At 73.7% G+C, this 26,316-nt stretch carries 27 protein-coding genes and 1 pseudogene; 14 read left to right on the top strand and 14 right to left on the bottom strand.

The features are described 5' to 3' along the window. Positions 1–272: 272 nt before the first annotated feature. Complete coding sequence (locus tag DTL70_RS33385) at positions 273–422, bottom strand: hypothetical protein (RefSeq protein ID WP_181860738.1); 150 nt, start codon at positions 420–422, stop codon at positions 273–275. 336 nt (positions 423–758) lie between these two features. On the opposite strand from DTL70_RS33385, the gene DTL70_RS02045 reads away from it, so the two are divergent. From DTL70_RS02045 to DTL70_RS02065, 5 genes are all read left to right on the top strand, one after another. Then, the gene (locus tag DTL70_RS02045) at positions 759–1,934 is read left to right on the top strand and encodes a helix-turn-helix transcriptional regulator (protein ID WP_245978919.1); all 1,176 of its coding nucleotides are present in this window, start codon (positions 759–761) and stop codon (positions 1,932–1,934) included. A gap of 221 nt (positions 1,935–2,155) precedes the next feature. Then, positions 2,156–2,353, top strand: a complete 198-nt coding sequence (locus DTL70_RS02050) for a hypothetical protein (protein ID WP_114020087.1) — start codon at positions 2,156–2,158, stop codon at positions 2,351–2,353. 45 nt (positions 2,354–2,398) lie between these two features. Further along, entirely contained in the window at positions 2,399–2,932 is a 534-nt protein-coding gene (locus tag DTL70_RS02055; RefSeq protein WP_114020088.1) for a DUF1990 domain-containing protein, read from the top strand. A 92-nt stretch (positions 2,933–3,024) separates the two neighbouring features. Then, positions 3,025–4,299 carry a GNAT family N-acetyltransferase gene (locus DTL70_RS02060; protein WP_114020089.1) on the top strand — a complete coding sequence of 425 codons (1,275 nt, stop codon included), beginning with the start codon at positions 3,025–3,027 and terminating at the stop codon, positions 4,297–4,299. 98 nt (positions 4,300–4,397) lie between these two features. Beyond that, the gene (locus DTL70_RS02065; protein WP_114020090.1) at positions 4,398–6,110 is read left to right on the top strand and encodes a DUF885 domain-containing protein; all 1,713 of its coding nucleotides are present in this window, start codon (positions 4,398–4,400) and stop codon (positions 6,108–6,110) included. 88 nt (positions 6,111–6,198) lie between these two features. On the opposite strand, the gene DTL70_RS02070 is transcribed toward DTL70_RS02065, so the two are convergent. The 3 genes from DTL70_RS02070 to DTL70_RS02080 all read right to left on the bottom strand — a co-directional run bounded on the left by DTL70_RS02070 (position 6,199) and on the right by DTL70_RS02080 (position 11,876). Next, a complete protein-coding gene (locus tag DTL70_RS02070) occupies positions 6,199–9,801 on the bottom strand; it encodes an AAA family ATPase (RefSeq protein WP_114020091.1) in 3,603 nt (1,200 codons plus the stop codon). Further along, positions 9,798–11,042 carry an exonuclease SbcCD subunit D gene (locus tag DTL70_RS02075; RefSeq protein WP_114020092.1) on the bottom strand — a complete coding sequence of 415 codons (1,245 nt, stop codon included), beginning with the start codon at positions 11,040–11,042 and terminating at the stop codon, positions 9,798–9,800. Before DTL70_RS02075 ends, DTL70_RS02070 begins: the two co-directional genes overlap by 4 nt. Positions 11,043–11,228: 186 nt before the next feature. Further along, entirely contained in the window at positions 11,229–11,876 is a 648-nt protein-coding gene (locus DTL70_RS02080; RefSeq protein ID WP_114020093.1) for a YigZ family protein, read from the bottom strand. Between the two features lie 144 nt (positions 11,877–12,020). Between DTL70_RS02080 and DTL70_RS02085 the strand changes: the two genes are divergently transcribed. Together DTL70_RS02085 and DTL70_RS02090 are read left to right on the top strand one after the other, a co-directional pair. Further along, positions 12,021–12,428, top strand: a complete 408-nt coding sequence (locus DTL70_RS02085) for a CoA-binding protein (protein WP_114020094.1) — start codon at positions 12,021–12,023, stop codon at positions 12,426–12,428. Between the two features lie 24 nt (positions 12,429–12,452). Next, entirely contained in the window at positions 12,453–12,950 is a 498-nt protein-coding gene (locus DTL70_RS02090; RefSeq protein ID WP_114020095.1) for a GNAT family N-acetyltransferase, read from the top strand. A 77-nt stretch (positions 12,951–13,027) separates the two neighbouring features. On the opposite strand, the gene DTL70_RS02095 is transcribed toward DTL70_RS02090, so the two are convergent. Together DTL70_RS02095 and DTL70_RS02100 are read right to left on the bottom strand one after the other, a co-directional pair. Beyond that, positions 13,028–13,588, bottom strand: coding sequence for a YbaK/EbsC family protein (locus DTL70_RS02095; RefSeq protein ID WP_114020096.1), 561 nt, complete (start codon positions 13,586–13,588; stop codon positions 13,028–13,030). Positions 13,589–13,619: 31 nt separating this feature from the next. Continuing rightward, on the bottom strand, positions 13,620–14,207 hold the full coding sequence (locus DTL70_RS02100) for a helix-turn-helix domain-containing protein (RefSeq protein ID WP_245978921.1): 588 nt from the start codon (positions 14,205–14,207) through the stop codon (positions 13,620–13,622). 89 nt (positions 14,208–14,296) lie between these two features. Between DTL70_RS02100 and DTL70_RS02105 the strand changes: the two genes are divergently transcribed. Beyond that, positions 14,297–15,169, top strand: a complete 873-nt coding sequence (locus tag DTL70_RS02105; protein ID WP_114020097.1) for a DMT family transporter — start codon at positions 14,297–14,299, stop codon at positions 15,167–15,169. Between the two features lie 34 nt (positions 15,170–15,203). Here the strand turns inward: DTL70_RS02105 and DTL70_RS02110 are convergent, their stop codons facing one another. The 4 genes from DTL70_RS02110 to DTL70_RS02125 form a co-directional block, all read right to left on the bottom strand. Beyond that, positions 15,204–15,962, bottom strand: a complete 759-nt coding sequence (locus tag DTL70_RS02110) for an acyltransferase (RefSeq protein ID WP_114020149.1) — start codon at positions 15,960–15,962, stop codon at positions 15,204–15,206. A 70-nt stretch (positions 15,963–16,032) separates the two neighbouring features. Further along, positions 16,033–16,581 (bottom strand): gamma carbonic anhydrase family protein, encoded by a 549-nt coding sequence (locus tag DTL70_RS02115; RefSeq protein WP_114020098.1) that lies wholly within the window; start codon positions 16,579–16,581, stop codon positions 16,033–16,035. A gap of 70 nt (positions 16,582–16,651) precedes the next feature. Beyond that, complete coding sequence (locus DTL70_RS02120) at positions 16,652–17,434, bottom strand: DedA family protein (protein WP_114020099.1); 783 nt, start codon at positions 17,432–17,434, stop codon at positions 16,652–16,654. A gap of 118 nt (positions 17,435–17,552) precedes the next feature. Then, complete coding sequence (locus DTL70_RS02125) at positions 17,553–18,008, bottom strand: DUF4442 domain-containing protein (protein ID WP_114020100.1); 456 nt, start codon at positions 18,006–18,008, stop codon at positions 17,553–17,555. 136 nt (positions 18,009–18,144) lie between these two features. Between DTL70_RS02125 and DTL70_RS02130 the strand changes: the two genes are divergently transcribed. Beyond that, positions 18,145–19,275: a DUF8017 domain-containing protein gene (locus DTL70_RS02130; RefSeq protein WP_114020101.1), complete on the top strand. Its 1,131-nt coding sequence runs from the start codon at positions 18,145–18,147 to the stop codon at positions 19,273–19,275. Positions 19,276–19,329: 54 nt separating this feature from the next. Here DTL70_RS02130 and DTL70_RS02135 read toward each other — a convergent pair whose 3' ends face one another. Both DTL70_RS02135 and DTL70_RS02140 read right to left on the bottom strand, forming a co-directional pair. Continuing rightward, positions 19,330–20,121, bottom strand: a complete 792-nt coding sequence (locus DTL70_RS02135) for a spermidine synthase (protein WP_114020150.1) — start codon at positions 20,119–20,121, stop codon at positions 19,330–19,332. Positions 20,122–20,213: 92 nt separating this feature from the next. After that, positions 20,214–20,861, bottom strand: a complete 648-nt coding sequence (locus DTL70_RS02140; protein ID WP_181860739.1) for a GTP-binding protein — start codon at positions 20,859–20,861, stop codon at positions 20,214–20,216. A gap of 415 nt (positions 20,862–21,276) precedes the next feature. Between DTL70_RS02140 and DTL70_RS02145 the strand changes: the two are divergent. Further along, positions 21,277–21,984, top strand: a pseudogene (locus DTL70_RS02145) (TVP38/TMEM64 family protein); the annotation flags it as partial. 321 nt (positions 21,985–22,305) lie between these two features. Beyond that, positions 22,306–23,178, top strand: a complete 873-nt coding sequence (locus tag DTL70_RS02150) for an undecaprenyl-diphosphate phosphatase (RefSeq protein ID WP_114020102.1) — start codon at positions 22,306–22,308, stop codon at positions 23,176–23,178. 46 nt (positions 23,179–23,224) lie between these two features. Here the strand turns inward: DTL70_RS02150 and DTL70_RS02155 are convergent, their stop codons facing one another. Both DTL70_RS02155 and DTL70_RS02160 read right to left on the bottom strand, forming a co-directional pair. Further along, positions 23,225–23,539 carry a DUF6343 family protein gene (locus tag DTL70_RS02155; protein ID WP_114020151.1) on the bottom strand — a complete coding sequence of 105 codons (315 nt, stop codon included), beginning with the start codon at positions 23,537–23,539 and terminating at the stop codon, positions 23,225–23,227. Between the two features lie 110 nt (positions 23,540–23,649). Further along, complete coding sequence (locus DTL70_RS02160; RefSeq protein ID WP_147266718.1) at positions 23,650–23,973, bottom strand: DUF6011 domain-containing protein; 324 nt, start codon at positions 23,971–23,973, stop codon at positions 23,650–23,652. 137 nt (positions 23,974–24,110) lie between these two features. On the opposite strand from DTL70_RS02160, the gene DTL70_RS02165 reads away from it, so the two are divergent. From DTL70_RS02165 to DTL70_RS02175, 3 genes are all read left to right on the top strand, one after another. After that, complete coding sequence (locus DTL70_RS02165; protein WP_114020152.1) at positions 24,111–24,320, top strand: chaplin; 210 nt, start codon at positions 24,111–24,113, stop codon at positions 24,318–24,320. Between the two features lie 153 nt (positions 24,321–24,473). Next, on the top strand, positions 24,474–24,749 hold the full coding sequence (locus DTL70_RS02170; protein ID WP_114020104.1) for a hypothetical protein: 276 nt from the start codon (positions 24,474–24,476) through the stop codon (positions 24,747–24,749). Between the two features lie 187 nt (positions 24,750–24,936). Continuing rightward, the gene (locus DTL70_RS02175) at positions 24,937–26,016 is read left to right on the top strand and encodes a DMT family transporter (RefSeq protein ID WP_245978922.1); all 1,080 of its coding nucleotides are present in this window, start codon (positions 24,937–24,939) and stop codon (positions 26,014–26,016) included. The last annotated feature ends 300 nt before the right edge of the window (positions 26,017–26,316 follow it).

Consider the following 26,316-nt stretch of genomic DNA (forward strand, 5'->3'; position numbering starts at 1 on the left):
TTCCTGACAGCCGCCTCACGAATGAGGCGGACAGTGCCCCCACTGGGCCGTTCACAGGGGATGGATCACCCAGTGGGGGCCGTCCGCCGGCGCCGTTCGTCACGACGCGGGCGGAGCCTCTTGTCCCACGTCGACCTGGGGCCGGGTACGCCGGTACATCCGGTTCAGTAGGTCAGCCCGTTCCTGCGCCTGGGTCCGGGTGGCGGCGTCGCCCTTGGCGGAGATGCTGTTACCTCCGACGTTCCCGCGCGGCCTCCGTGGTTTCTGCACCGTCACCGACCCGCCTTCGCCAGGGCCTGGTGGCTCTCGTCCAAGTGCCGCTTCAGGAGGACCACGGCGTCCGTGTACTTCGACATGTCGAACTCCTCCTTCGCGGAGTCCTTCATGACCTGGAGTTGTCGGCACGTGTCGCACTCAGGCATGCCAGCGCTCACGACGTCCACCCGTCCGTGCTCCGCCGGTTCTTCCCCCAGAGCTTCGGTCGGAGGCTCTTTCGTTGCTCCAAGCACCGGGCGCACTGGCGCGGCGGGCACCCCAACGACCCTGGCGGGATGTCTGCCCCGTCCGCTCCATGAGCGGTGGCGGGTCGCGTACTCTCCTTCATGACTGCCTGGCTCCTTCAGGTGGTCCACGCCCCCGGCCGGTTCGCCCCGGTGCGGGGGTCTTACGTCACGTAGTCACCATGTAACGGTCCGCACCTCATGGCGATAGCCCTTCGGTATGCCTCCGGTAGGCCCCGAGTAGGCCACAATGGGAGCGTGGGGAGCACAGTTGGTGACAACATCCGGGCCCGTCGGGAGTCGCTGGGCTGGACCCAGCCGCAACTGGCCCGGGAAGCGTGTAGGGCGGCGGGCCTACCGCGGGACGCCCTGCCGAAACACGACATCTACCGGTACGAAACCGGCCGCCGGACGCCGCGTGAATGGCTGCCTGCCATCGCTTCGGCTCTGGGTGTTTCCATCGAATCCATGAGGACTCCCGCACGCCCGGAGCACGCATCGCTTGAACCGCTCCCAGCTCTCCACCAGGCCACGGGGGAGCAACTGGCCCCGACAATCCGGGAGTTGAACCGAAGGCTGGTCGCCCTGGACAACGAACTCCACGGGCTCCCCATCGCTGAGTCAGCCGCGCGTGCGTTCAAGACGGTTTACCGACGCCTGGGGCAGGGTGTCAGCGAAGCTCACGAACGAGAGGTCCAGTCGGCAGCCGCAGAGTTGGCGGAGATTTCCGGGTGGGCCCTGTTCAACGAGGGACGGCCCCGCGAGTCGAAGCGCTTCAGCCAGGAGGCCCTGTTCCTTGCCCAGATGTCGGGAGACCGGGGAATCGAACTCCTCACCCTCCAGAACCTGGCGCTACTCGCCGGCTGGACCGGCCGCCCCCGGGAGGAACTGTCCATCACCCGGTCCGTACTGGAACGTGGAGGCTTGGACCCCCGCGTGGAGGCCATGTTCCGATGCCGGGAGGGCCAAGGACTTGGGCGTGCCGGGGACACTCAACGGGCCGCCCAGTCTTTCGCGCGGGCCCGCTCCCTCCTCCAAGAGGCACCACCCGGTGACTCCCCGGCGTGGTCCTGGTGGGTGTCAGAACGGGAGGTGGACCGCCAACAGGGGCGGATCCTCAACATCACGGATCACTGGCGGGAGTCGATCCCGATTCTTCAGCGTGCGTCAGATGAGTCCACGGGCACACACGTGGGGTACGGACTGTCGTCCTACGTGTGGCTACTCGATTCGTTCGTGTCCATGCGCGCGTGGTCCGACGCCGAGGAGGCGGCCCACACACTGATTCCAGCCGTTCCCGAGGTGGCCTCTCGCGTCATGCTGGACCACCTGGAGCGGGTGGTGTCCCGCGACATCAGCGGTGCGCCAACGGACCTACGGGACGCCGTGGGCCACATCCGTTCAGGGCTGGAAGAGGACCCGTACGACTTCTGACACCCGACACGACGAAGAGCCCGCCCCTCCGAGGAGAGACGGGCCCCGCCGGCCGATGGCCAGTGCGCCCAGTCCGCTTCGGCCTGGTCCTTCTCCGTGGCCTCCCGCCACTGTGATTCGTGGGAGCTGATCAGCTTCCTGGCCTCCGCCTCCGGCATGTCGTGGTCGCCGACCCGTTCCATCCCCGCTCCGCCAGTTCCCGGACCATCGGGGAGCCGCTGATGTTCACTGTCCCGGGGAAGTCGAAGGGCGCCAACGCGTGCCCCAAGGCGTCGAACCGGACGCTGGGATACGACCCGGACGTGCCCCTCCTCTCCGGTTTCTCCTCCGCGTACTTCACGCACGTGGATACGACGGAGGTGGAGGGGACCATCTGCCCGTTCACCAAGGTGCTCCAGCCCGGAAGGGTGGGGCAGTAGGCGCCAGGACCCCCGGGGGGTGCCCGGGTGCGGGAGACTGGGCACATGGGCGTTCCCTTCACCTACTCCCCCGTCGGCCTCACCGCGCGGGGGGTGACTCCACCCGGCTTCAACGGCCTGCGCGTGCGCACCCTGCTGGGCGCAGGCGAGCCCGCCTTCGCAGCGGCCTCGCGTGCCCTGCTGGAGTGGCGGATGCACCGTGCGATGGGGGTGCGGGTGCGGGCGGACGCCGAGCGGGCGGCGCCCGGGGTAGAGGTCACGGTCGGGCTGGGCGTGGGACGGCTGCGGGTGCACGGGCCCTGCCGGGTGGTGTGGGCGCTCGATGAGGAGCGCCGCGCCGGGTGGGCGTACGGCACCCTTCCCGGGCACCCCGAGTGCGGCGAGGAGGCGTTCTGGGTCGAGCACGCGGCGGACGGACGCGTCTGGCTGACCGTACGGGCCTACAGCAGACCGGCGACCTGGTGGACGCGCGTGGGCGGACCGCTGGTGCCGGTGCTCCAGCGGCTCTACGCCCACCACTGCGGATGGGCCCTGCGGCGGCTGGCCCGGCGGGCGGCCACCACCGGTACGCGCACATGACGGGAAAAGGACGTTTACCGGCCGAGGGTCCTGTTACGCACTCGTCACGCACCGTTCGTGGCCAGGCAACACCCGTCCGCAAGGGTGAACGCATGGCTGACTCCGCCGCGAAGAAGACCGGGGACGCGAAGAAGACCGGGCACAAGGCCGCCCCTCCGCGCCCCTGGCACCGCCCGCTGCGGGCCGCCCGAGCGGCCCCCTGGCACCGCGCGCTGCGGGCCGCCCGAGCGGGGTGGCGGGCGTGGTGCGCCCCGGCGGCATCCGGGGTGTGCGACGAGGAGACCGCGGACGCGGCCGCCGCGCCGGGGCAGCACTCCGCGCCGGCCGGGAGTAGGACGCTGTGGCGGGTGCGGGCCACCGTGCGCGAGGAACCGGGATCCCTGGCGCGGCTGTGCGCGGCGCTGGCGGCGGGAAGCGTGGACGTTCTCGCGCTCCAGACCCACCCGTTGGGCGACCGCACGGTGGACGAGTTCCTGCTGCGGGCCCCCGCCTGCCTGCAGGCCCGGGATCTGGCGGCAGCGCTGACCGAGGCGGGCGGCACCGGCGTGCACACCGAGCGGGCCGACGCGCACGACCTGGTGGACACCCCCGCGCGCGTCCTCGGGCTGGCGACCCGCACCGCGCTCGACAGCGCCGAACTCCCGCTGTCACTGCGCGGGTTGCTGGGCCGCTGCCGTATCCGTTCGGTCCCCGGAGACACCCCGGCTCAGGGCACACTTGAGGGCACGTCACTACGCCTGCCCGACCCCGCCGGAGGAGAGATCGTCGTGGAACGCCCCCACGTGCCCTTCACCCCCACCGAGTACGCCCGGGCGCACGCGCTGGTGGAGTTCGACGCCTCTCTGGGCCGACGGACCCCACGGCACACCGACGCGCTCGCCCTTCCCGAAGGCCTGTCCGTCACCGTCCGCCGCGCCGACGAGGGCGACCTGGAAGCGGCACTGGCGATGCACGCGCGCTGCTCGCACCACACCCTCGGCCGCCGATACCACGGACCCGTGCGCGACGCCGACAGCTACCTGCGCCACCTGCTCTCGCCCCGGTTCGGCCGCACACTGGCCGTGGAGTCGGCCGCGGGCGAGCTGGTCGCGCTCGGCCATCTGCTGTGGGACGGCGACGAGACGGAGGCCGCACTGCTGGTCGAGGACGCCTGGCAGCGCCGCGGCATCGGCTCCGCCCTCCTGCGCAGGCTCACGCACCTGGCGCGCGAGGGAGGCTGCCACAGCGTCTACGCCGTCACCCAGGCCTCCCACACCGGCATGGTCGCCACGATGCGCGGTCTGGGACTGCCACTCGACTACCAGGTCGAGGAGGGAACCGTGGTGGTGACCGCCGCACTGGAGCCCACCGCCGTCGCGCCGCGCTGAGCGTCGCCGGGCGCCCGCCCGGCCTCCATCCCGCGCGTTCGCGGCCCGCGTACCCGGGGAGCTGACGCGGTGGGCCCGCCCGTACGAGGATGGGCCCCATGTCCGATGCAAACGCCTCAGCGTCCGCCGCCCCCCTGCCGCGCCAGGTGGCCGACACCTACGTCGACGCGCTCGTCGACCTCGACCCGATCTCCGGTACCTACCTCGGGGTGCCGGAGAGCCACGGAAAACTGCCCGACTTCTCCCCCGCGGGCCAGGAGGCCATGGCCACCCTCTGCCGCGCCACACTGGACGAGCTGGCCGCGGCCGAGGCCCGCCCCGGCGGGGACAGCGACGAGGAGCGGCGCTGCGCACGGCTGCTGCGCGAACGCCTGACGGCCGAGCTGGCCGTCCACGAGGCAGGCGAGAGCCTGCGCGCGGTCAGCAACCTCAGCTCGCCCGTGCACTCGGTGCGCGGCATCTTCACCGTGATGCCGTCCGAGACGGAGGCGGACTGGCAGCAGGTCGCCGCGCGGATGCGGGCCATGCCCGTCGCGCTCGACGGCTACCGCGCCTCCCTGGCGGAAGGGCTCTCCCGGGACCTGTTGGCCGGGCCGCGCCAGGTCTCCACCGTGCTGGGCCAGTTGACGGAGTGGCTCGGCGAGGCGGAAGGGGGCGACAAGCGCGGCTGGTTCGCACAGTTCGCGGGCGAGGGGCCCGACGCCCTGCGGGCCGAACTGGACGGTGCGGCGGCCGAGGCGACCCGCGCCATCCGCGAGCTGCGGGACTGGCTGCGCGACGTCTACCAGCCGGGCGTCGCGGGCGCCGAGGAGACCGTCGGCCGCGAGCGCTACGCGCTCTGGTCCCGCTACTGGAACGGCGCCGACCTCGACCTGGAGGAGGCCTACCGGTACGGCTGGCAGGAGTTCCACCGGCTGCTGGCCGAGATGCGCACCGAGGCGGAGAAGATCCTTCCCGGCGCGGAGACCCCCTGGGAGGCGCTGCGCCATCTGGACACCCACGGCGAGGCCGTCGACGGCGTCGACGAGGTCCGCGAGTGGCTGCAGGGGCTGATGGACCAGGCCATCTCGGAGCTGGACGGCACCCACTTCGAACTGTCCGAGAAGGTACGGAGGGTCGAGTCGCGCATCGCCCCGCCCGGGAGCGCCGCCGCGCCCTACTACACCCAGCCCTCGCTGGACTTCTCCCGCCCGGGCCGCACCTGGCTGCCCACCATGGGCGAGACCAGGTTCCCGGTGTACGACCTGGTCACCACCTGGTACCACGAAGGCGTACCGGGACACCATCTGCAGCTGGCGCAGTGGACGTACGTCGCCGACCAGCTCTCCCGCTACCAGACGACCGTCGGCATGGTCAGCGCCAACGCCGAGGGCTGGGCCCTGTACGCGGAGCGGCTGATGGACGAGCTCGGCTTCCTGACCAACGCCGAGCAGCGGCTGGGGTACCTCGACGCCCAGATGATGCGGGCGACACGAGTGATCGTCGACATCGGCATGCACCTGGAGCTGGAGATCCCGGCCGACTCGCCCTTCCACCCCGGCGAGCGGTGGACCCCCGCGCTCGCGCAGGAGTTCTTCGGCATGCACAGCGGCCGCCCCGCCGAATTCGTGGAGAGCGAACTGGTCCGCTACCTGGGCATGCCAGGACAGGCCATCGGCTACAAGCTGGGCGAACGCGCCTGGCTCCAGGGCAGGGCCGCGGCGCAGCGGGCGCACGGCGACGCCTTCGACGCCAAGTCGTGGCACATGGCCGCTCTCTCGCTGGGCTCCCTGGGCCTCGACGACCTGGTCGCGGAGCTGTCCGCGCTCTGAGCCCGGGGCGCAGAGCGGGCCCCGGCCCGGTCGGGCCGCACGCATAGGCCTGCGCGCCCCTTCCCGGCCCCAGCGGCGGGAAGGGGCGTCAGCCCGGAGCTGGTGCCGTGTGGTGGCGCACGGCGGAACCCGCCCGCGACTTGACGACCTCCAGCTGGGCGGGGATGCGCTGCCGCAGGTCGGCGACGTGGCTGACGATGCCAACACAGCGGTCGCGTTCGCGCAGCGAGTCCAACACGTCCAGCACCTCGTCCAGCGTCTGCTCGTCGAGGCTGCCGAAACCCTCGTCGATGAAGAGCGTCTCCAGCCGGGAGCCGCCCGCCTCGTCGGTGACCACGTCGGCGAGGCCGAGGGCGAGCGCGAGCGACGCGAAGAACGTCTCCCCGCCGGAGAGGGTCGCGGTGTCGCGTTCGGCGCCCGTCCAGGCGTCGACCACGTGCAGTCCCAGCCCGGATCTGCCGCGCCCGCCGGTCCGCTCCCCCGAGTGCACCAGCGTGTAGCGGCCGTCCGACATCCGGTCGAGGCGGGCCGAGGCCGCCTCGGCGACCTGTTCGAGACGGGCGGCCAGCACGTACGACTCCAGCCGCATGCGCCGCTCGTTCTCGGCCGAGGTGCCCGCCGTCAGCCCCGCGAGCCGGGCGACCCGGTCGTAGGCCGCGCGCAGCGGCGCGACCCGCCGGGCGGTCGCCACCGCGCGTCCGCCCAACTCGTCCAGCGCCTCGACGCGGCCGGACGCCGCGTGGTGTGCGGCCTCGGCGGCGCGCAGCACTCCTTCCGCCTCCTCGGCCGCCGCGCGGGCCCTCTCGGGTTCGGCCGGGGGCTTGGCCGCCGCCCCGGCGAGCACCGGATCGGCCAGTTCCTCGCGCACGGCTGCCTCCTCGACCCGCCTGCGCTCCAGCCGCTCCCGCAGCCCGCGCTGCTCGGAGGCGGGCAGTACGGCCCGCGCCGCGTCGCCCGCGGTGGCGAAGCCGGCCTGACGGGCGGCCTCGGCCAGGTGTGCGCGGGCCTCGGCCAGGTGCGTGGCGGCGGCCTCCGCGGTCTGAGCCGCCTGAACGGCCCCGGACAGCAGCGCGGCCCGACGCTCCCACTGCGCGTAGCGCGCCGCCACGCTGGGAGCCTCACCCCGTGCCCGGTCCAGCCGCTCGATGAGGGAGGCGCGTTCGCGCTGGAGCGCGTCCCGGGTGGAGACGCGCCCCGCGGCGCGGCGCTCACCCTCCTGACGTGCGACGCTGCGCTCCTCGAACTCCCGCTCCGCAGCGGCCAACGCCTCACGCGCCTGGTGCGCGGTGCCTGCCTGCGTGTGCGCACGAGCGTGTGCGGTCTCCAACTCGGCGACCACGGCCGCCAGTGCCTCGACGCTGGGGGTGTCGAGGCCCGCAGCGTCGGTACCGGGGGCGCCGGTACCGGGGGCATCGGTGCCGGGAACGTCGGTGCTCGCGACCGTGACGCCCGGGCCTGGGCTTCCGGGGTCCGCGCTCGCCGCGCCGGCATCCTCACGACCGGCGCTCGCTCCGCCGGTCATCCCCCTGCCGGCGCTCCCGAAGCCTGCTCCCGCCGAACCGTCACCCCCCAGACCGGTGACCCCCGAACCGACATCCGCCGAACCGTCGCCCCCCGGACCGGTGCTCCACGAGTCGGCACGTGCCGGACCTGCGCTCCCCGACGCGGCCTCCTCTCTCACCGGCGCTCCGCCACCGTGCGCCCCGGAGTGAGCCGGCGGGGCAGGTGCCGCGGCGGCCTCGGTCGCCGCGGTGACGTGGCTGTCACGGAGGGCCGCGAGCCGCTGGCGGGCCGATTCGCGCGCCTCCCCCGCACGCTGGGAGGCGGCGAGCGCCTCTTCCTCGGAGGCGCGGTCCACGTGGTCCGCCGCCTCGCGGGCGGGGGCTGGGTGCTCGGAGGAACCGCACACCGCACAGGGCTCGCCTGCCGCCAGGTTCGCGGCGAGCTCCGCCGCGATACCGCGCAGCCGGCGTTCGCGGAGTGCCAGCCAGCGCTCCTTGGCTTCGGCGGCCTGTTCGCGGGCGCGTTGGAGAGCCTCCACGGCCGTCTCGATCTCCGCGGCGAACGCGTCGCGGCGGCGGGCCGCTTTCAGGCGGGCGCGCGCGGGGTGGAGCCGACCCGCGAGGCGTTCGGCCCGGGTGGCCGCCTCCTGGGCGTCGTCCACACGGCGTTGGAGGGCGTGCCGGCGTTCCTCCCAGCCCGCCAGCCACTCCTCCGCCTCGCCGAGCAGCTCCTCGTCGGCGTGGGACTCCGCGTCGAGCCTGCGCACCTCGGCTTCGATACCGGCGACCCGCGGTTCCTCCTCGCGGGCGGCACCGAGCGCGCCGAGTTCCTGGCCGGTCTCCCGCTCCAGCGCGGTCAGCCGCTCGCAGGGCGCGTCGGCCAGGGTCTCGGGGAGCAAGGACCGCGCGTCCTGTTCGGCCGCCTCGGCGCGGGCGTGTTCGTCACGCGCGGTGTCGTGGAGGCGGAGGGCGGGCGCGACCGCCTCGGCCGCGTGGGCGCTCTCCAGCCGCTGCCACAGCGCGTCGTGCTCGGCGCCCGCCGCGGCCAGCTCGTCGGCGCGCTGCCGGGCACGGGCGAACCGGTCCTGGGCGCGGGCGAGCTCGCGGGTCTCTTCCCACCGCTGTAGGGCGGTGCTGTGCCGTTCGCGGGCCGTCTCGGCGGCGAGGGCCGCCGAGGTGAGGCGTTCCCTGGCGTGGCAGCGGGCCTGCGCCGCCCAGGCCAGGACCGCGTCGGCGAGCCCCGCGTCGCCGGGCGCGAGCGCCGTGCGCTCCGCGTGCTCGGCTCCGCTGCCGGTCGTCCGCGCCCCGCGTCCGGCGGTCTTCGCGCCCCGCCCGGTGGACTTCGCACCGCGTGCGGCTTTGGCGTCCGCGTGGGTGCGGCCGACGTCTGGGGACCGGGACGTGAGGGCCGACGTACCGGCTCGCTGGCCGGGCAGCGCCGCGCTGCCGCGCACGGAGGCGGGGTCGGTGGGGGCTGCCGTGGCGCCGGGCCCCTCGCTCAGCTCCACCGGGTCGCCGACGGCCTGCCGCATGCGGTGGGCGAGGGCGAGCAGTTCCTCGTCGGCCGTGACGACGTCGTGCTGTGCGGCCTTGCGTCGTTGGGCCAGCTGCTCCTCGACGGCGGCGAAGCGGCCGGTGTCGAAGAGGCGTCCCAGCAGCTTGGCCCGGTCCTCGGCGCCCGCGCGCAGGAACCGCGCGAAGTCGCCCTGCGGCAACAGGACGACCTGGCAGAACTGGTCCTTGCTCATGCCGAGGGCCTGCCCGATCTCCTCACCGATCTCCTGGTGGGAGCGGCTGAGACCCCGCCACCGTTCCGTGCCCGTGTCCCAGGCGCGCAGCTCGGAGCGGGCACGCTCGCGCGTGAGCCCGCTACCCCGGGCCTTGGGCCGCAGCTGTTCCGGCGCGCGGGTGATCTCCAGTCGGCGCCCTGCGACGGTCAGTTCGAGTACGACCTCGGTGAGGGTGTGGCGGGGAGCGTGGTCACTGCGCAGGGTGCCGCCCGGCTGCTGCCGGGCGCCGGGAACGCTGCCGTAGAGGGCGAAGCAGACGGCGTCCAGCACGGAGGTCTTGCCCGCGCCGGTGGCCCCGTGCAGCAGGAAGAGCCCGGCGGCGGAGAGGGCGTTGAAGTCGACGGTGTGGGTGCCGCCGAACGGGCCGAACGCCGTGAGAGTGAGCCGGTGCAGCCTCATCGGGCCTCCTCGGCGCCGGTGCGGTGGCCGGAGGCGGCGGACCGCGCCGCGGGGGCCGTTCGGGAGGGGGCCGCCGGCGCGTCCTGTTCGCTCTCCGCCACGCGGACGGCCTCCAGCGCCTGGCCCAGCATCGCGCGCTCCTCGGGCGCCGCGGCACGGCCGGGGCGTACGTGGCCGACGAAGTCCTCGGCGATCTGCCGGTCGGTGCGGCCCTTGAGGCGTACGGCGTAGGAGCGTGTGTCGTCGGTCTCTTCCCGCTCGGGAGCGAAGACCAGGCTGACGGTGTGCGGGAAGCGCTCGGCCAGGCGTGCCATCGGTTCGTGCGGGCGGGCGGCGTCGGTGAGCGTGGCCTCCACCCAGGAGTCGGTGTGCCGTTCGTGTGCCGGGTCCTCCAGCAGCTCCTCCAGGCTGCCGCGCAGCCGGGCGAGGGGGCGCGGCACGGGGCAGTGCAGCCGCTCGGCCGTCACCTCGCCGCCCGGCCCCAGGTCGATGAGCCACATGGATTTGGGGTGTCCGGCCTCGGAGAAGGAGTAGGCGATGGGCGTGCCGCAGTAGCGCACCCGTTCGGTGAGGGTCTGGCAGTTGTGCAGGTGTCCGAGCGCCACGTAATCGACCCCGTCGAAGACGGAGGCGGGCGCGGAGGCGACGCCGCCGACGGTGATGTCCCGCTCGCTGTCGCTGACTTCGCCACCGGTCACGAAGGCGTGCGCCAGGACCACCGAACGGGTCCCCGGGGGCCTGGTGGCCAGGTCGGCCCGCACCCGGTCCATGGCGGCGCCGAGCACGGCGGTGTGGCTGCCCGTCCCGGCGCCGAGCGCGTGCCGCACCAGGGAGGGTTCGAGGTAGGGCACGCCGTAGACGGCGACCTCGCCGTGCCCCTCACCGTCCGGCAGCAGGACCGGGGTGCCGCACTCCTCGGGGTCCGTGCGCAGGTGCACACCGGCGCGGCCCATCAGCTTCGAGCCGACTCCCAGGCGCCGGGCCGAGTCGTGGTTGCCGGAGATCATCACGGTGGTGATGCCGCCTTCGGCGAGGCGGTGCAGGGCGTGGTCGAACATCTCGACGGCGGCCAGTGAGGGCACGGCGCGGTCGTAGATGTCGCCGGCGACGAGGACGGCGTCCACCGCGCGCTCCTGGGCGGTGGCGACCAGATGGTCGAGAAAGGCGCGCTGGGCGTCGAGAAGGCTCGCGCGGTGGAAGCTCCGGCCCAGGTGCCAGTCCGAGGTGTGCAGCAGACGCATGGTCAACGACCCTAGAACCCGCCACTGACAACGCGCGCCGCCACCCCGCGGACGGGCCGCGTGCAGCGCGTCCGCGGGCATGGGCCACCAGCCCAACGCGCCGTGGGTCATGCGCCCTCGATCACGCGCCGCAGGCTGTCTGCCGCGGCGCGTGCGCCGTGGGCCGTGGGCCGTGGGCCGTGCGGCTCATACCGTGCCGAACGCCTCGCCGCCCAGTCGGATCCCGGCGCTCCCCGCGGTGGCGTCGGCGAGCCAGCCGCGGAAGGCGTCGACCTCGCGCTCGGGCAGTCCGAGTTCGATGGTGACCTCGGCGCCGTACCGCACGTCGCGCACCTGGCGCCCGGTGGCGCGCAGGTCGTTCTCGAGCCGGCCCGCCCGCTCGTGTCCCACGGTGACGGTCACCAGCCGGAAGCGGCGCCGGGTGACGGTACCCACGGCGTCCAGTGCCTCGCCGACGGCGCCACCGTAGGCGCGGATCAGACCGCCGGCGCCGAGCTTGACGCCGCCGAAATAGCGGGTGACGACGGCGGCCGCGTAGCGGACCTCCCGGCGCAGCAGCATCTGGAGCATGGGCACGCCCGCGGTGCCGCCGGGCTCGCCGTCGTCGTTCGCCTTCTGGATGCCCGCGTCGGCGCCGATGACGTAGGCGGAGCAGTTGTGGTTGGCTCCGGGGTGCTCCTTGCGGACGCGGGCGATGAACTCCTGCGCCTCGCTCTCGGTGGCGGCGGGCGCGAGGGCGCACAGGAAGCGGGAGCGGTTGACCTCGGTCTCGTGCACGCCCTCGGCGGCGACGGTCACGTACTCCTCGGGCCCGGCGGGCTGCTCCTGCTGCATACGGGCAGCCTATGGCCCGCCGGACGGGAATCCGCGCGGGGCTGCCGCCGTTGCCACGGCAGCGCACCCGAGGCGGCACCCGACGAGCCCGATCGACACCATGAGCGCACAGAACCCGGCGAACCCGATGAAGGAGACGAGAACATGTACGGCGATTCCGCGACGGTACGGAGCATCCTGGCGGAGCTGGGCGACACCTGGGCGGTCGTGGGGCTGTCGGGCAACACCGCACGGCCCGCCCACGGGGTGGCCGAGGTGCTACAGCGCTACGGCAAGCGGATCGTGCCCGTCCATCCGAAGGCGGAGACGGTGCACGGGGAGCGGGGTTACGCCAGTCTGAGCGAGATCCCCTTCCCCGTGGACGTGGTCGACGTCTTCGTCAACTCCGGACAGGCCGGGCAGGTGGCCGACGAGGCGGTGGCGGTCGGCGCCCGGGCGGTCTGGTTCCAGCTGGGTGTGGTGGACGAGGCGGCCTACGAGCGCACCCGGGCGGCGGGGCCGCTGATGGTGATGGACCGCTGTCCGGCGATCGAGATTCCCCGGCTCGGCTGACCGGGCGTGTGCTGGAATCCCGGCATGATCACCACACGCAGGGCGGTACCGGACGACGCGAGGGAGATCGTGCGGCTGCGCCGCCTGATGTTCGCCGAGATGCACGGCAAGGACGAGCCGGGCCCCTGGGAGGAGGAGGCCGTACGGGTGGCACGGCGGCAGCTCGCCCAGGAGCCCTCCCCGCTGCTGGCGTTCGTGGTGGACGGCGACGCCCCCGGTGAACCGGCCCACCTGGCGGCGTGCGCGGTGGGCCGGGTCGAGGAGCGGCTGCCCGCCCCGGTGAGCCCGCTGGGGCTGTTCGGCTTCGTCTTCAACGTGTGCACGGACGCGCGTTACCGGGGGCGCGGCTGTGCGCGGGCGGCGACGGAGGCGATGCTGGCGGAGTTCGCCCGCCGCGGGGTGACCCGTGTGGACCTGCACGCGTCGCCGGAAGCCGAACGGCTGTACCGGTCCCTGGGCTTCGCCGAGCACTCGGTTCCGCTCTCGCTGGACGTGAGCACGCGCCACGCGACCGACACCTGACCCGGGCGCAGGCGACCGAAGCGCCGGGCGCGGCGTGCGGGCCGCAACCCGCGGGTACACGCGCGGGCCGCAGGGTCTCAGCCGCGCTGCCCCAGCCCCTCGACGACCTCGGCGCCGGTGAGGGCGGCCAGTGCCTTGCCCGGCACGATCAGCTTGCCCCTGCGGCTGCCGCTGCCGATCAGCACCCAGGGCAACGCGGCGACCTCGGCGTCCACCAGGAGCGGCCAGTCGGCGGGCAGCCCGAGGGGGGTGATGCCGCCGTACTCCATGCCCGTCTCGCCGACGGCGGTCTCGTGCGGCGCGAAGGACACCTTGCGGGCGCCGAGGCCGCGCCGGGCCGCGCCGTTGACGTCCACGCGGGCCGAGGAGCCGACGAGGCAGGCGGCCAGGGCCCGTTCGCCACCGCGTTTGGCCGCCACGACGACGCAGTTGGCCGAGGCCGCCAAGAGGTCTTTCCCGTACGTCTCGACGAACACGGCGGTGTCGGCCTTGGCCGGATCGGTGTCCACGTACAGCAGTTGGCCGGCGGGTACCGGGCCCGACCAGCCGCGGACGGCCGCGGCCACGGGCGCGGTGAGCCGGTCCAGTGCGTCGGGGGCGGGCACTGCGTTGTCGAAGTCTCCGATGGGGGCTCGCATGGCAGGCACCCTAGCGAGAGCGGGCGGGGTGTCAGCGCGGTTCGGGCACGGAGACGGCCATCGTCATCTCCACGGGTTCGGTGCCGTCGTTGCGGTAGCCGTGCGGGACGTGGGACTCGAAGCAGGCGGAGGTCCCGGTGGGCAGCGCGTGCCCGGTGCCGTCCACGTCGAGGGTGAGGGTCCCGGCGGTGACGTGGACGAGTTCGGTGGTGCCGTGCGGATGCGGGTCGGAGGTGCTGGCGTCGCCGGGCATCAGTCTCCAGTGCCACAGCTCCAGCGGTCCCGGTGCCTCGGTGCCCGCCAGCAGGGTGCTGTGGCTGCCGGTGTCGGTGGTCCACAGGCGGATGGCCTGCTCGGGCGGTACGAGCCGGACCTGCGGTTCCTGGTCGGAGTCCAGCAGCGAGGTGATGCTCACGCCGAGGGCGTCGCCGATCTTGACGACGGTGCCGACGCTCGGGTTGGTGCGCGCCTGTTCGATCTGGATGAGCATGCCGCGGCTGACGCCGGCGCGTGCGGCGAGGGCGTCGAGGGTGAAACCGCGCTCGGTCCGCAGGCTCTTCAGGTTGCGGGCGAGGGCTTGCGTGAGCTGGTCGAGGTCCGTCACGGTGTTCCGCACCATCCAAAATAATCAATGACAGAGTGCACTGTGTTGAACTACGGTGTGCTGGACTTGAGTGTTCACCACAGTGTACTGCGAGGGATTCCGCCATGACCGCTGTCTTCGCCCTGGCCACCAGCCTGCTGTTGGGGCTGGCCGACTTCGGCGGGGGCCTGCTCAGCAAACGGCTGCGTGAGCTGACGGTGGTCGTCGTCTCGCAGGGTGCCGCCTGCGCGGTGCTCGCGGTCGTCGTGCTGGCCACGGGCGCCTGGAGCGAGCTGGACGCCCGGCTGCTGTGGTGCGCGGTGGCGGCGGGAGCCATCGGACCCACCGCCATGCTGTGCTTCTACCGCGCCCTGGCCATCGGCCCGATGGGCGTGGTCTCCCCCGTGGCCACCCTGGGCAGCGTGGCGGTCCCGGTGGCGGTCGGCATGGTGCTGCACGGCGAGCGTCCAGGCCCGGTGCAGGCGATCGGGACCCTCATAGCCGTCGCCGGCGTGGTGCTGGCGGGCGGTGTGGGCGGCGGCGGAGCACCCGTGCAGCAGCGGACGATCCTGCTGGCCCTGGTCGCTGCCTTCGGCTTCGGCGCGACGATGAGCCTGGTCGCCGAGGCCTCGCCGACCGTCACCGGGCTCTTCCTGACGCTGTTCGTCCAGCGGTTCGTGAACGTGGCCGTGGGCGGCGGAGTCCTCTACGCCTCGGTGCGGAAGGGCACGCCCGCGCTGCCGGAGAACGGCATACGGGCGGTGTGGACATCACTGCCCGCGCTGGCCTTCGTCGGGCTCGCGGACGTCGCCGCCAACGGCACTTACGCGGTCGCCGCGCGGCACGGGCCCGTCACCGTCGCCGCCGTGCTGGCCTCGCTCTATCCGGTGGTCACCGCGCTGGCGGCACGGGGCGTGCTCCAGGAGAGACTGCGCGCCGCACAGACCGCGGGTGCCGGACTGGCGCTGCTGGGCACCGTGCTGCTCGCCTCCGGCTGACGGGGCGGGCCCCCACCGCCCGGCCCCCTCCGCCTCAGCCCCCGTCTCCGGAGCACCCGGACTCAGCTCCCGTCCCCCGCTGCTCCGGCAGATCGGCCAGCGCCGCCAACTGCTCGGGGGTGACGCCCTCGGGGACGGGCACAGGCGGCGGGGTGCGCAGCGGCGGCTGCCAGCCGGCCTCCGGGTCCAGTCGGCGCACCACCTTCGCCGGGGCGCCGGCCACCACGGCGTGATCGGGCACCTCGCCCCGTACGACGGCGCCCGCCGCCACCACGACGTTCCGTCCCAGCGTGGCGCCGGGCAGGATGACGGCTCCGGCACCGATCCAGCTGCCGGAGCCGATCTCCACCGGAGCCGTGCGCGGCCACTGCTTGCCGACGGGGCGTGCCGGGTCGTCGTAGGAGTGGTTCGTGGAGGTGATGTAGACGTACGGGCCGCAGAACACGTCGTCCCCCACGCTCACACGGGTGTCCGCGATGATGTGGCTGCCCCGGCCCAGGACCACGCCGTTGCCGAGTCGCAGCACGGTGTCGGGCCCGAGGTCGAGGTCCGGCATCATCCCCGCGGTCAGGGTCACGTCCCGGCCGACGACGCAGTGGTCGCCCAGCTCGATCCACGGCGTGCCGAAGAGAGTGCCCTGGGGGAAGGCGAGCCGGGTGCCGGTCCCGATCCGGCGGAACGCGTAGGGGCCGGGTCGCCGGGCCGTGACGGCTCCGGCCTGCTGGACGCGCCGCCAGGCCCCGTGCAGCGCACGGGAGGTGAGGAACGAGAACGTGTTCTGGATCGAGGGCACGCCGTCACGGTAGCGCCCACGCGGGCGGCCGCCGCCGGTGAGGTTCCTCACGGGTAACCCCGGGTGCGGCTCAGGTGCTCGCGGGACCCTCGTCGAGGGTGGCCTCGCGGTGCTGCTTGGCGAGCTCGACGTAGGCGGCCGCGTTGAACCTGATGCCCTCGCGCTCCTCGTCGGTCAGCTCCCTGCGCACCTTGCCCGGCACGCCCGCCACCAGGGACCCGGCCGGGACGACCATGCCCTGCGGCACCAGGGTCTGGGCGGCGACGAGGGAGCCGGCCTCGATCCGGGCGCCGTTGAGGACGGTGGCGCCCATGCCGATGAGCACGTCGTCCTCGATCGTGCAGCCGTGCAGCACGGCGTTGTGCCCGACGGTGACGCCCGTACCGATGGTGACGGGGAAACCGGGGTCGCCGTGGACGGTGCAGTTGTCCTGCACGTTGCTGCCCTCGCCCAGCACGATCGGCCCCGCGTCGGCGCGCAGCACGGCTCCGTACCAGACGCTCGATCCGGCGGCCATGGTGACCTCACCGGCGACCACGGAGGTGGGCGCCTGGAACGCGTCGGCGTCCCGTCGGGGCGTGTGCCCTGCGACGTTCACTGTCAGCCCTCGCTCTGCCACACCGCTCTCCGCTCCGCGTCCTGTTCCACTCGCTGCCGCCGTACCCTGCCGACGCTCACGCGCCCGGGTCTCAGTCCCCGGCCGGAGCCGGAGCGGGGGCCGCCTTCCCGGCCGCGTCCGCGGCGGGCCCGCTGCCCACGCCGCTCGTGGCCCCGTCCGCCTCCGCGGCCCCGCCCGCCTCCGTGGTCTCGCCCGCTGCGGCCGGAACGTCGCCCTGCGAGGCGTCGGCCGGGTCCTCCTCGGTCGAGGCGGCCATCTTCGCCGAGCGGCGCTTGACGATGACCATGGAAGCGACGCCGATGAGCACGGCAACCACCAGCCCCAGCCAGGAGAAGCGCTTGAGCCACGCCTCGGCGACGATACCGACGTAGTAGATGACGGCCGTGGTGCCGCCCGCCCACACCGCGCCGCCCAGCACGTTGGCCGTCAGGAACTTCCAGTACGGCATCTTCAGCACACCCGCCAGGGGCCCGGCGAAGATGCGCAGCAGCGCGATGAACCGGCCGAAGAAGACCGCCCACATGCCCCAGCGCTGGAAGGACCGCTCGGCCGTGGCCACGTGGGCGGGCCCGAAGTGCTTGGGGAACTTGCGGCCCAGCCACTCCAGCAGCGGCTTGCCGCCCTTGCGGCCGATGGCGTAGCCGATCGAGTCACCGACGATGGCGCCCGCGGTCGCGCTCACGCCCAGGACGACCGGGTCGATGTGCCCCTGCTGCGAGGCCAGCAGCGCGGAGCTGACCAGGACGATCTCGCCGGGGAGCGGGATACCCAGGCTCTCCAGGCCGATGACGACCCCCACCAGGAGGTACACGCTGACGGCCGGGATGTGCTCCAGCCACTCCTGGATGTGCAACTACGGCTTCCTTCCACGGCATTCGGGCTCGAGTTCGGAAGCCTACTCGACGTGCGGCGGGCGTGCGCCGACGGGATCGCGCCGAGCTGCGCACGCTCGCGACGGGGGCCGCGGCGGGTCAGCCGTTCGGCCGCAGTGTCCACACGATGGTCATCTCGCTGGTGACGGCGCCGTCGGCCCGGGTGAGGGCTACCTTCACCGGGAACTCGGGACGCTCACCGCGGTCCAGCTCGGCGACCACGTCGGCGACCGGGCGGCCGAGCTCGGCGGTGGCGGTGAGGACGCCCTTGGCGAGCTTCTTGAAGTCCATCTCGACGTGTACGGGCAGCGGCACCGCCCGGGAGAGCTGGTCCGCGAAGGCGGCCAGGGTCACCGCGCCGCTCGCGGACTCGGCGAGGGTGAACATCGCTCCCGCGTGGGGGCCGCCCACGTGGTTGTGGTACTCGCTCTGGTCGGGCAGCGAGACGATGACGCGTTCGGGCGAGGTCTCGAGGTACTCCAGCTTCAGGGTGCGGGCCATCGGCACGGATGCCGTCATCAATGCGCCTATGTCCGGCTGGGACTCTGTCGTCATGCCCGCACGTTACCACTGAGTAACCGTCGCGCGGTGCCGTCGCCCGTCGCGCTCCGGCCCCTGTCGTGTAGCGGGTCGGTACCGATCCGAGGGCGACCGTGGCCGGGGCGGTTGTCGCACCATAGGCTTGTCGGCCATGTGGCCAGGACAGCAGCAGCCCGGGGGCGAGCAGAACCCGGGGGAGTCGAACCCGTACCAGCAGCCGGGTTATCAACAGCCGAACCCCTATCAGCAGCCCGGGTACGGGCAGCAGCCGACGGGCCAGCCCGGCTACGGACAACAGCCGACAGGTCAGCCGGGCTACGGACAACAGCCCGCGGAGCAGCCGGGCTACGGGCAGCACGGCCAGCCGGGGCAGCCCCCGTACCCGTACGGCCAGCAGCCCGGCGCGGCCGGCTCGGGACAGTGGGGTCCGGCCGGCGTCCCGGGCGCCCCCCAGGCGCCCAAGGGCGGCGGAGGCGGTGACCGGAAGAAGACGGTCATCATCTCGGCCGTCGTCGCGGTGGCGGTCGCCGCGGCCGCGGTGACGGGCTTCATGGTCTTCGGCGGGGACGACGACGGCAAGAAGGACGAGGCCGACAAGTCCGCCTCCCCCACCGCCGAGAAGCCGAAGAAGACCGAGAAGGCCGACCCCGGCGGCGGTGGCGGTGGCGGCGAGGACGACGCGAAGGATCCCTCCGAGCCCGTCGTCGCCGGCTGGCAGACCGTCATCAACCCCAAGTGGTACTCCGCCTTCGACGTCCCCGACACCGACGACTGGACCGTCGAGAGCCAGGGCACCATCACCGGCTTCGAGGACGACAAGGGCAAGGTCCTGGTCGCCATGTCGGCGCCCGCCTACTACAAGGACAACTGGTGCAAGGAGTCCAGCCGCGCCGCCGTGGGCACCAAGGGCGGGCAGGGCTCGAAGAACACCAAGGAGGCCGCGAAGATCGCCGCGGGCAACTTCGTGATCGCGGGCTACGACCAGAAGCAGAAGGGCACCCTCAAGGTCTCCAAGCCCAAGGCTTTCAAGAACGAGCACGGCATCAAGGGCCACACCGCCACCGCGACCGTTACAGGAGCGCCCAAGGAGGACAAGTGCTCCACGAGCGCGGGCAAGGCCGTCACGGTCTCCTGGATCAACACCAACGGTGACCTGGCCATCTTCGTCCTCTACACCGACGCGGGCGTCAAGGACGAGCTCTCGGAGGCCACCATCAAGAAGATCACCGGCAGCCTCCGCAATTACGAGGCGCCCGGCGGCGGCGAGGAGCCGCGCGGCTGATCCGCTCCGCCTCCGGCGCCGCCGCGGCGTCCAGGCCCGCCCGGGACGGCGCCCTCAGCCGATACTGAAGGCGCCGTCCGGCGGTTGCGGGGAGGGCACGGCGTCGCCGTCCTCGACGGGGCGCGCGCCCTCGGTGAGCGGCCGCAGCGCCGTCCCGTGCAGCACCCGCGCGGGAAAGGGATCGCCCGCGCAGCGCCGGGCCAGTTCCTCGCAGGGCTGCTCGTGATGCGAGGCGAGCAGCACGACGTTGCCGAACCGGCGCCCGCGCAGCACCGAGGGCTCCGCGATGAGCGCCAGCCAGGGGAAGACGGCCGCGAAGGTCGCCAGCTGGGAGCCCAGGAAGCGGAACGGCGCCGCGTCGGCGAGGTTGGCCACGTAACTGCCGCCGGGGCGCAGTACCCGCTCCGCCTGCCGGGCGTAGGAGAGGGTGGTCAGGTGGGCCGGCATCGTCGACCCTCCGTAGACGTCGGAGATCACCACGTCGGCGCAGGCGTCGGGGGCGTCTTCGAGCATCGCCCGCCCGTCGGCGGTTTCCACGCGGACGTCCGCGTCGGCGGGCAGCGGCAGGTGCGCGGCGACGAAGGCGGCCAGCTCCGCGTCCGGCTCGGCCACCCGCTGCCGGGATCCCGGCCGGGTCGCGGCCAGGTAGCGCGGCAGCGTGAGGGCGCCGCCGCCGAGGTGCAGCACGTCCAGCGGTCCGGCGGGATCCGCCGCCAGGTCGAGCAGGTGGCCTACGCGGCGCGCGTACTCGAACTCCAGGTGCTCGGGGGCGTCGAGGTCCACGTAGGACTGCGGGGCGCCGTCCACGGTCAGCAGCCAGCCCTCGGGCCGGTCGATGTCCGGCATCAGCTTGGCCGCGCCTGAGGCGACGGTTCGGGTGCGGGGTACGCGTTCGTCGGGCTGGATCTCCACCGTCCCATTGTGCGGGTGGCGCACGGTCACCCGACCGTGCGGGGGTCGCAGGGGCCGCGCCTTCCTTCCCCGCCTCGGCCTCCCCCGCCTTGGCCTTCCCCGCCTCGACCTCCCCCGCTCCCGGTCAGCGGGACGCCTTCCCCGCCACCGGGCAGCGGGACGTAGGTGTCGACGGCGTCGAGCAGGGCTTCGGTGGCGCCTCGCCAGCGCGGGTCGCCCGCCAGCGAGCCGAGGGCCGAGACCCGGACGGCGGGGAGCGTCTCCCCCGCGTGACCGTGCGCCGTCAACAGCGCCCGTACGTCGGCCTCCACCAGATCGGTCAGCTCGTCGCTGCCCTGGTCCGCTTTGGTGAGGGCGACGACGAGCGGAAGGAGACCCGTCCTGCGGACGCGTGCCAGATGAGCGGCGGTACCGGTCCTGGCGCCCTCCAGGACGGAGACGACCAGGAGAGCGCCGTCGAGACGGTCGGGGTCGTCGGCCGGGTCGAGCACGGTGTAGCGCCGGGTGTCGGTGGCGTAGCCGAACCGCCGGCGGTCGAGGTCGGGTCCCGTACAGCAGGGACAGGGCCCCGCGGCCGAGAGCGCCCTGGCGAGCGTGGTCTTGCCGTGCCCTCGGGGGCCGAGCGTGCCGATGGTCAGGTGCGGAAGCGGGTGCGGACGGGTGTACGCGGACACAGGTGCCCTCCTGGGCCGTGGCGGGGTGGCGAGCGGGACCCCGGGGAGGACCGACCCTTCCCCGTGGGGTCCTCGGTGCGGTCCGGGAAGGGTCAGCGTCGGCGGCCGTCGGCGCCGCACGGCAGGGGGCAGGCGCACACGCCCCGCGTCAGGAAGGCGGCAGCCCGCGAGCCGGCCGCGACCGCGGCCGGCGTCGGGATGTCGAGCTGCCGGAACACCGCCCGATCATCCCCGAGCCGTCCTGTGCCCGTCGAACGCTTTTCGCCAGGCTCGCCTCCGGCCCGCCCCGGTCACCTTCCGCACAGGTGGAAGCGGGGGTGGACGGGGGGCGAACACCATTCCGTGAGGGAATCTTTCGGACTTTCCGCACGCCTTCGAACGGCGGAAGGACCGGTTCGTCGGTTACGCTCCCCACGTGCCCGTCCCCGCCACGCAGCCAGACGGACTCCCCGGCCGTCTCGCTCAGACGCTGCTCTCTCCCTGGACCCGCCTCGCCCTCCTCGCCGTCCTCCTGTGCGGCGCGGCCACGGCGATGCTGCTGTACGAGCCCCAGCGCCTGCTCTCGCACGGCTGGCCGCCCGAGGTCGCCGGCGGGGCCGCAGTCGCCCTCTTCGGCGCCGCCTACGGGCTGTGCACGGCGGCGTTCGTGCCACGTCCGGTGCTCAACGTCGCCGCGGGCGTCCTCTTCGGCGCACAGGCGGGCACGTTCTCGGCCACGGCCGGGACGGTGATCGGCGCGGGCATCGCTTTCGGGCTCGGGAGACTGCTGGGCCAAGACGCCCTGCGCACCCTGCTGCGCGGGCGCTGGATCACGGCCGCCGACCGGCAGTTGAGCAAGCACGGCTTCCGCTCCATGCTGGTGATCAGGCTGCTGCCCGGTGTGCCGTTCGCGGCCTCCAACTACGGCGCCGCCGTCTCGCGCATGCGCTGGGTCGCCTTCCTGAGCGCGACAGCCGTGGGCTCCGTACCCAACACGGCGGCGTACGTGATCGCCGGCTCCAGCGCGGCCACACCGACCTCACCCGTCTTCCTCGCCTCCTTCGGCTTCATCGCGCTCTCCGGGCTGGCCGGGGCCGTCTTCGCCTGGCGCAAACGGGCCCAGCTGCGCCGCAGGGCAGGCGCCCGGGACGGAGCGCGGGGCGATGCGCGGCCCTCCCACGAAGCACAGCCCTCCCACGCGACGCGGTCCTCCCGCGTCACACGGTCCTCCCACGCGGCGACGGACGGACCGTGCACGGAGGCGGCGGACGGACCGTGCCAGGAGGCGGCGGACCTGCCCGGCACGGCGGCCGAGGACACCTCGGAGACGGCCGCCGCCGCGGCTGCCGGGACGACCGGCGCCGCGTACGCGACGGAGCCCGGGGCCGCCCGCGACCGCGCGGCGGCGAGGACGTCCGCCCACCACCGCTGACACCGACGACCACAGGGACGAGCCCCAGCGCAGATGTCTTGGTTTGAATCCTTCGTCCTCGGACTCGTCCAGGGACTGACCGAGTTCCTCCCGATCTCCTCCAGCGCCCACCTGCGCCTCGTGGCGGCCTTCGCCGGCTGGCAGGACCCGGGCGCCGCGTTCACCGCCGTCACCCAGATCGGCACCGAGACGGCGGTGATCATCTTCTTCCGCAAGGACATCGGCCGGATCCTGGCCGCCTGGTTCCGCTCGCTGACCAGCCGGGAGGCGCGGCGGGACCACCACGCGCGGATGGGCTGGCTGGTCATCGTCGGCTCGATCCCCATCGGCGTACTCGGGCTGGCCTTCAAGGACCAGATCGAGGGCCCGTTCCGCGATCTGCGGCTCATCGCCACGACGCTGGTCGTGGTCGGCGTCGTCCTCGGTGTCGCCGACCGGATGGCGGCCCGCGACGCGCGCGGCGGCCGCCACCGGGCGCGGCGGGAGCGCAAGTCGCTGGAACAGCTCAACGTGCGCGACGGACTCCTCTACGGCTGCGCGCAGGCGCTGGCGCTGGTGCCCGGCGTCTCCCGTTCGGGGGCCACGATCAGCGGCGGCCTGTTCATGGGGTACCGGCGTGAGGCGGCGGCCCGTTACTCGTTCCTGCTGGCCGTGCCGGCCGTGCTGGCCTCGGGCCTGTTCGAGCTGGCGGACATCGGCGAGGGCCACGTCTCCTGGGGACCGACACTGTTCGCGACAGCGCTGGCGTTCGTGGTGGCATACGCGGTCATCGCATGGTTCATGCGGTGGATCTCCTCCCGCAGCTTCATGCCGTTCGTCATCTACCGCGTCGTGCTGGGACTGGTCCTGTTCGCGCTGATCGCGGCGGGCGTGGTGGGCCCGCACGCGGGCGAGTCCGTGGGCTGAGCCGCACCGCGGGCCGGTCGGTGCCCGCCGGCCGGGGCCCGCCGGGTCAGCGGCCGGCGCGCTCCTGCCGCCGGCGGCGGCGCAGCACGAGCAGGTCGACGACCGCGGCCAGGGTCAGCACCCCGCACAGCGCCGCCAGCACGCTCAGCACGCGGTCGCTCGGTGAACTGTGCGGCCCCGAGGAGGCCGCCCACCAGGCGAGGAGGGCGGTCGCCGCCGCGAAGACGGGGATGCCGACGGACGACAGCAGCGTGCGCAGCCGCAGGTCGCTGCGCGCGGTCACCGGCTCGGTACCCGCGCGGGCCCCGCGGGAGCGGGGGGCGTCTCGTCGGTGACGGCCGGAGTGCGGTGGCTGTGACACGTCAGTCGCCTTTCGCCGGTTGGCTTCGGGCACCATGATCACCACTCCCCCTCGGGAAGGTGCGGGGGCGCGCCCGGCGTTTCCTCCCCCCGCCCGGCGCGGGCCGCGGCTCACAGCCCCGGCAGCGTCTCCTGTGCGACCTCGTGTGCGGGCGGTACGGGCGCGGTCCGCACGGCGAGCTTGTGGCGGCAGGCGGGCCCCAGCCCCCACAGGCGGGAGGCACGGTCGCGCAACGGCTGGCCGCACATACGGCACACGACGTTTTTCGGGCTGTTGCCCTGGGTGCTCTCCGACTCCTCGACGGGCTCGCTCCCGGGAAGCGGCGCGGTGTCGGCCCACTCGCCCTGTCCGACCTCGGCCCTGCGGCTCTCTCCGCCGCCGGCGTCCGGCTCCCGCTGCGCCGCGCTCCGTGCGGACCGGCTCTCCCCGCTCATGCGCGCCCCCTTCATGCGCCTCCGTTCAGGCACGGTACCAGCGCGGACACACGCCCGGAGTAGTCCGAAATGCGCGCTACTTACCCATACCTCCACGGTGGACATGGAGACAACAGCTACCTCTCATGGGAGCGAACATGCGTATTCGTACCGCTATCGCAGCCAGCCTGCTCAGCGCCGTCGCCGTGCTCGGCGGGACCGCCGGCACCGCGGCGGCCGCCAGCAGCGACCCGCACCCCGGCCAGTACAACGACCCGGACGTCCTGGACCTCGGTGCGAACGTCTGCGGCAACCCGATCGTCGCGCTGCTGAGCCCCGCCTCGCAGAACGCCTGCAAGGCGAACTGACCCACAGCGCACGTCGGCTCGTCGGCCCTCGGACCCCGCCGCCCGCCACCGCGGGCGGCGGGGCTCCGTCGGTTACGGAACCGACCGGACGGGAACCGACCGGACGCCGGCGACGGCAGTGCCGGGTCGGGCGCCCACTGCCACACTGGATACATGGACAACTTCTACCGTGGCCCGGCGACCCTGCTGACCGGAGCCGCCGAGGTGCCCGTCGACGCGGCGCTGTTCACGGAGGCGACCGACGCCGACAGCACCTGGTTCGGCACCATCAGACCGGAAGGCAGCCAGCCGCTGTGGACCGAACTGGAAGGGGACACGGCCCGGCTGCGGCTCATCGACGGGCGGGAGGGCCGCATCGCCATCCGCGGCAGCGGCTTCGGCCCGGTCGAGGTCTCCGGCGAGGGGCCGCTGCCCGCGCCCCGGCCGTAGGACCCGCGCCCGGCGGAGGCTGTGACTTCCGGCCCACGACCACGTCACCTGGCAGGGGGACATCGAGCGGTGACGTACTCCGCTGGCTGTACGCCAAGACGCTCCCGACAGGTGACGACAGATCCGCGCGCACACGGGATCGTGGTGACATGAACGCGAAGCCCAACCAGGACCGGACGGGACGGACATGAGCGCGCTGACGGCCGCGGCGCTGCTGTCCCTGGTCTCCGCGATCAGCTACGCGCTGGCCGCGATCGTGCAGGAGCGGATCGCCGCGACGACCTCTCCCAGCCGCTGGGGACTCCTGCGCTCGGGCACATGGTGGACGGCGGCGGGACTCCAGGGCACGGGGGCGCTGTTGCACGTGGTGGCGCTCGGCCTCGGGCCGCTGACGGTCGTTCAGCCGCTCGGCGTGCTCACCCTCGTCCTGGCCGCGCCCATGGCCGCGGTGGTGGGCCGGCGCCGGGTGGCCGCCGCCACCTGGCGCGGCATCCTGCTGGTGTCCGCCGGACTGGCCGGCGTCCTGCTGCTCACCGGTGACGCGGGCGCCGACTCGCTGCGCGGGAGCGGCCAACTGTCACTCGCCACCAGCGTGCTGGCAACCCTCGCACTGCTGGTCGGCACGGCCGCCGTGCTCGGACGCCGGAAACACGCGCGACCGGGCAGCCGCGCCCTGGCGCTGCGGAGCTTGTGTCTGGCCCTGGCAGCGGGGGTGGCCTACGGCGCGGCGTCCGTCTTCGTCAAGACGCTCGCCGACAGGTGGATGTCCGCTCCCCTGCTCATCTCCGTGCCGCTGGCCGTGCTGACGGTCGCGCTGGCCGCCGCCGGGCTCGCCACCTCCCAGGCGTCCTACCGGGGCGGCGGGCTGGCGACGCCGCTGGCGACGGCCACCGTCGCCAACCCCGTGGTCGCGGCTGCCGCCGGCATCGTCCTGCTGGACGAGGGCTTCCGGTACGGCGCGACAGGCGCCGTACTGGTGCTGGTGGCCGGCGCGGTCGCCACCTGGGGGCTGGTCGCACTGACGGTCGACAGCGCCCGCAGGACGCACGGTGCGCCGCCGGGGCACACCTCGCCCGACGAGCCGGGCCGCACCCTGCCCCCGCCCCGCGACGGGGGCCCGCAGGTCCAGCACGGCGGCGAGACGGGGCACACCGCCGACGCGGAGTTCGCCCACCGGAAGAGGCCCGCCGACGACACGCGCGCCGAGGTGCCACGAGCGGGCGGCCGCGGCAAGCCTGTCGGCCGCCGACCGGTCGCGGCGCGGTAACGCCACCGGGGGCTCGCCCGAGCTGGGCGAGCCCCCTGTGCCCACCCCCGGCCGTTCCGCCCTCCCCGACCGTTCGCCACCGCGGGCGGGTGGACACGTGGGCGCGCGGCAGGCGGACTCGCGCGGACGCCTGCCACGCCGAGCGCCGCCTACCCGAACGCCGGGCGCCAGCGCGCCGGGCGCGGAGGCGCCGAACGCGAGGGGACGAGGCGCGGAGGCGCCGAACGCGGGGTGCCGGGGGCGATCATCTGCCGCGCCGACCTCGTCATCTCCTGTCCCCTCCCTCACACTGGTGAGTGA

Origin of the sequence: Streptomyces diacarni (assembly GCF_003323715.1) — a bacterium.
GTDB lineage: Bacteria > Actinomycetota > Actinomycetes > Streptomycetales > Streptomycetaceae > Streptomyces > Streptomyces diacarni.

Bases quoted from the DNA above. Each gene is read 5' to 3' on its own strand.
- DTL70_RS33385 (WP_181860738.1), bottom strand. From the start codon at position 422: ATGCCTGAGTGCGACACGTGCCGACAACTCCAGGTCATGAAGGACTCC.
- DTL70_RS02050 (WP_114020087.1), top strand. From the start codon at position 2,156: ATGTTCACTGTCCCGGGGAAGTCGAAGGGCGCCAACGCGTGCCCCAAG.
- DTL70_RS02055 (WP_114020088.1), top strand. From the start codon at position 2,399: ATGGGCGTTCCCTTCACCTACTCCCCCGTCGGCCTCACCGCGCGGGGG.
- DTL70_RS02060 (WP_114020089.1), top strand. From the start codon at position 3,025: ATGGCTGACTCCGCCGCGAAGAAGACCGGGGACGCGAAGAAGACCGGG.
- DTL70_RS02065 (WP_114020090.1), top strand. From the start codon at position 4,398: ATGTCCGATGCAAACGCCTCAGCGTCCGCCGCCCCCCTGCCGCGCCAG.
- DTL70_RS02070 (WP_114020091.1), bottom strand. From the start codon at position 9,801: ATGAGGCTGCACCGGCTCACTCTCACGGCGTTCGGCCCGTTCGGCGGC.
- DTL70_RS02075 (WP_114020092.1), bottom strand. From the start codon at position 11,042: ATGCGTCTGCTGCACACCTCGGACTGGCACCTGGGCCGGAGCTTCCAC.
- DTL70_RS02080 (WP_114020093.1), bottom strand. From the start codon at position 11,876: ATGCAGCAGGAGCAGCCCGCCGGGCCCGAGGAGTACGTGACCGTCGCC.
- DTL70_RS02085 (WP_114020094.1), top strand. From the start codon at position 12,021: ATGTACGGCGATTCCGCGACGGTACGGAGCATCCTGGCGGAGCTGGGC.
- DTL70_RS02090 (WP_114020095.1), top strand. From the start codon at position 12,453: ATGATCACCACACGCAGGGCGGTACCGGACGACGCGAGGGAGATCGTG.
- DTL70_RS02095 (WP_114020096.1), bottom strand. From the start codon at position 13,588: ATGCGAGCCCCCATCGGAGACTTCGACAACGCAGTGCCCGCCCCCGAC.
- DTL70_RS02100 (WP_245978921.1), bottom strand. From the start codon at position 14,207: ATGGTGCGGAACACCGTGACGGACCTCGACCAGCTCACGCAAGCCCTC.
- DTL70_RS02105 (WP_114020097.1), top strand. From the start codon at position 14,297: ATGACCGCTGTCTTCGCCCTGGCCACCAGCCTGCTGTTGGGGCTGGCC.
- DTL70_RS02125 (WP_114020100.1), bottom strand. From the start codon at position 18,008: ATGACGACAGAGTCCCAGCCGGACATAGGCGCATTGATGACGGCATCC.
- DTL70_RS02130 (WP_114020101.1), top strand. From the start codon at position 18,145: ATGTGGCCAGGACAGCAGCAGCCCGGGGGCGAGCAGAACCCGGGGGAG.
- DTL70_RS02135 (WP_114020150.1), bottom strand. From the start codon at position 20,121: ATGCCGGACATCGACCGGCCCGAGGGCTGGCTGCTGACCGTGGACGGC.
- DTL70_RS02150 (WP_114020102.1), top strand. From the start codon at position 22,306: ATGTCTTGGTTTGAATCCTTCGTCCTCGGACTCGTCCAGGGACTGACC.
- DTL70_RS02160 (WP_147266718.1), bottom strand. From the start codon at position 23,973: ATGAGCGGGGAGAGCCGGTCCGCACGGAGCGCGGCGCAGCGGGAGCCG.
- DTL70_RS02165 (WP_114020152.1), top strand. From the start codon at position 24,111: ATGCGTATTCGTACCGCTATCGCAGCCAGCCTGCTCAGCGCCGTCGCC.
- DTL70_RS02170 (WP_114020104.1), top strand. From the start codon at position 24,474: ATGGACAACTTCTACCGTGGCCCGGCGACCCTGCTGACCGGAGCCGCC.
- DTL70_RS02175 (WP_245978922.1), top strand. From the start codon at position 24,937: ATGAGCGCGCTGACGGCCGCGGCGCTGCTGTCCCTGGTCTCCGCGATC.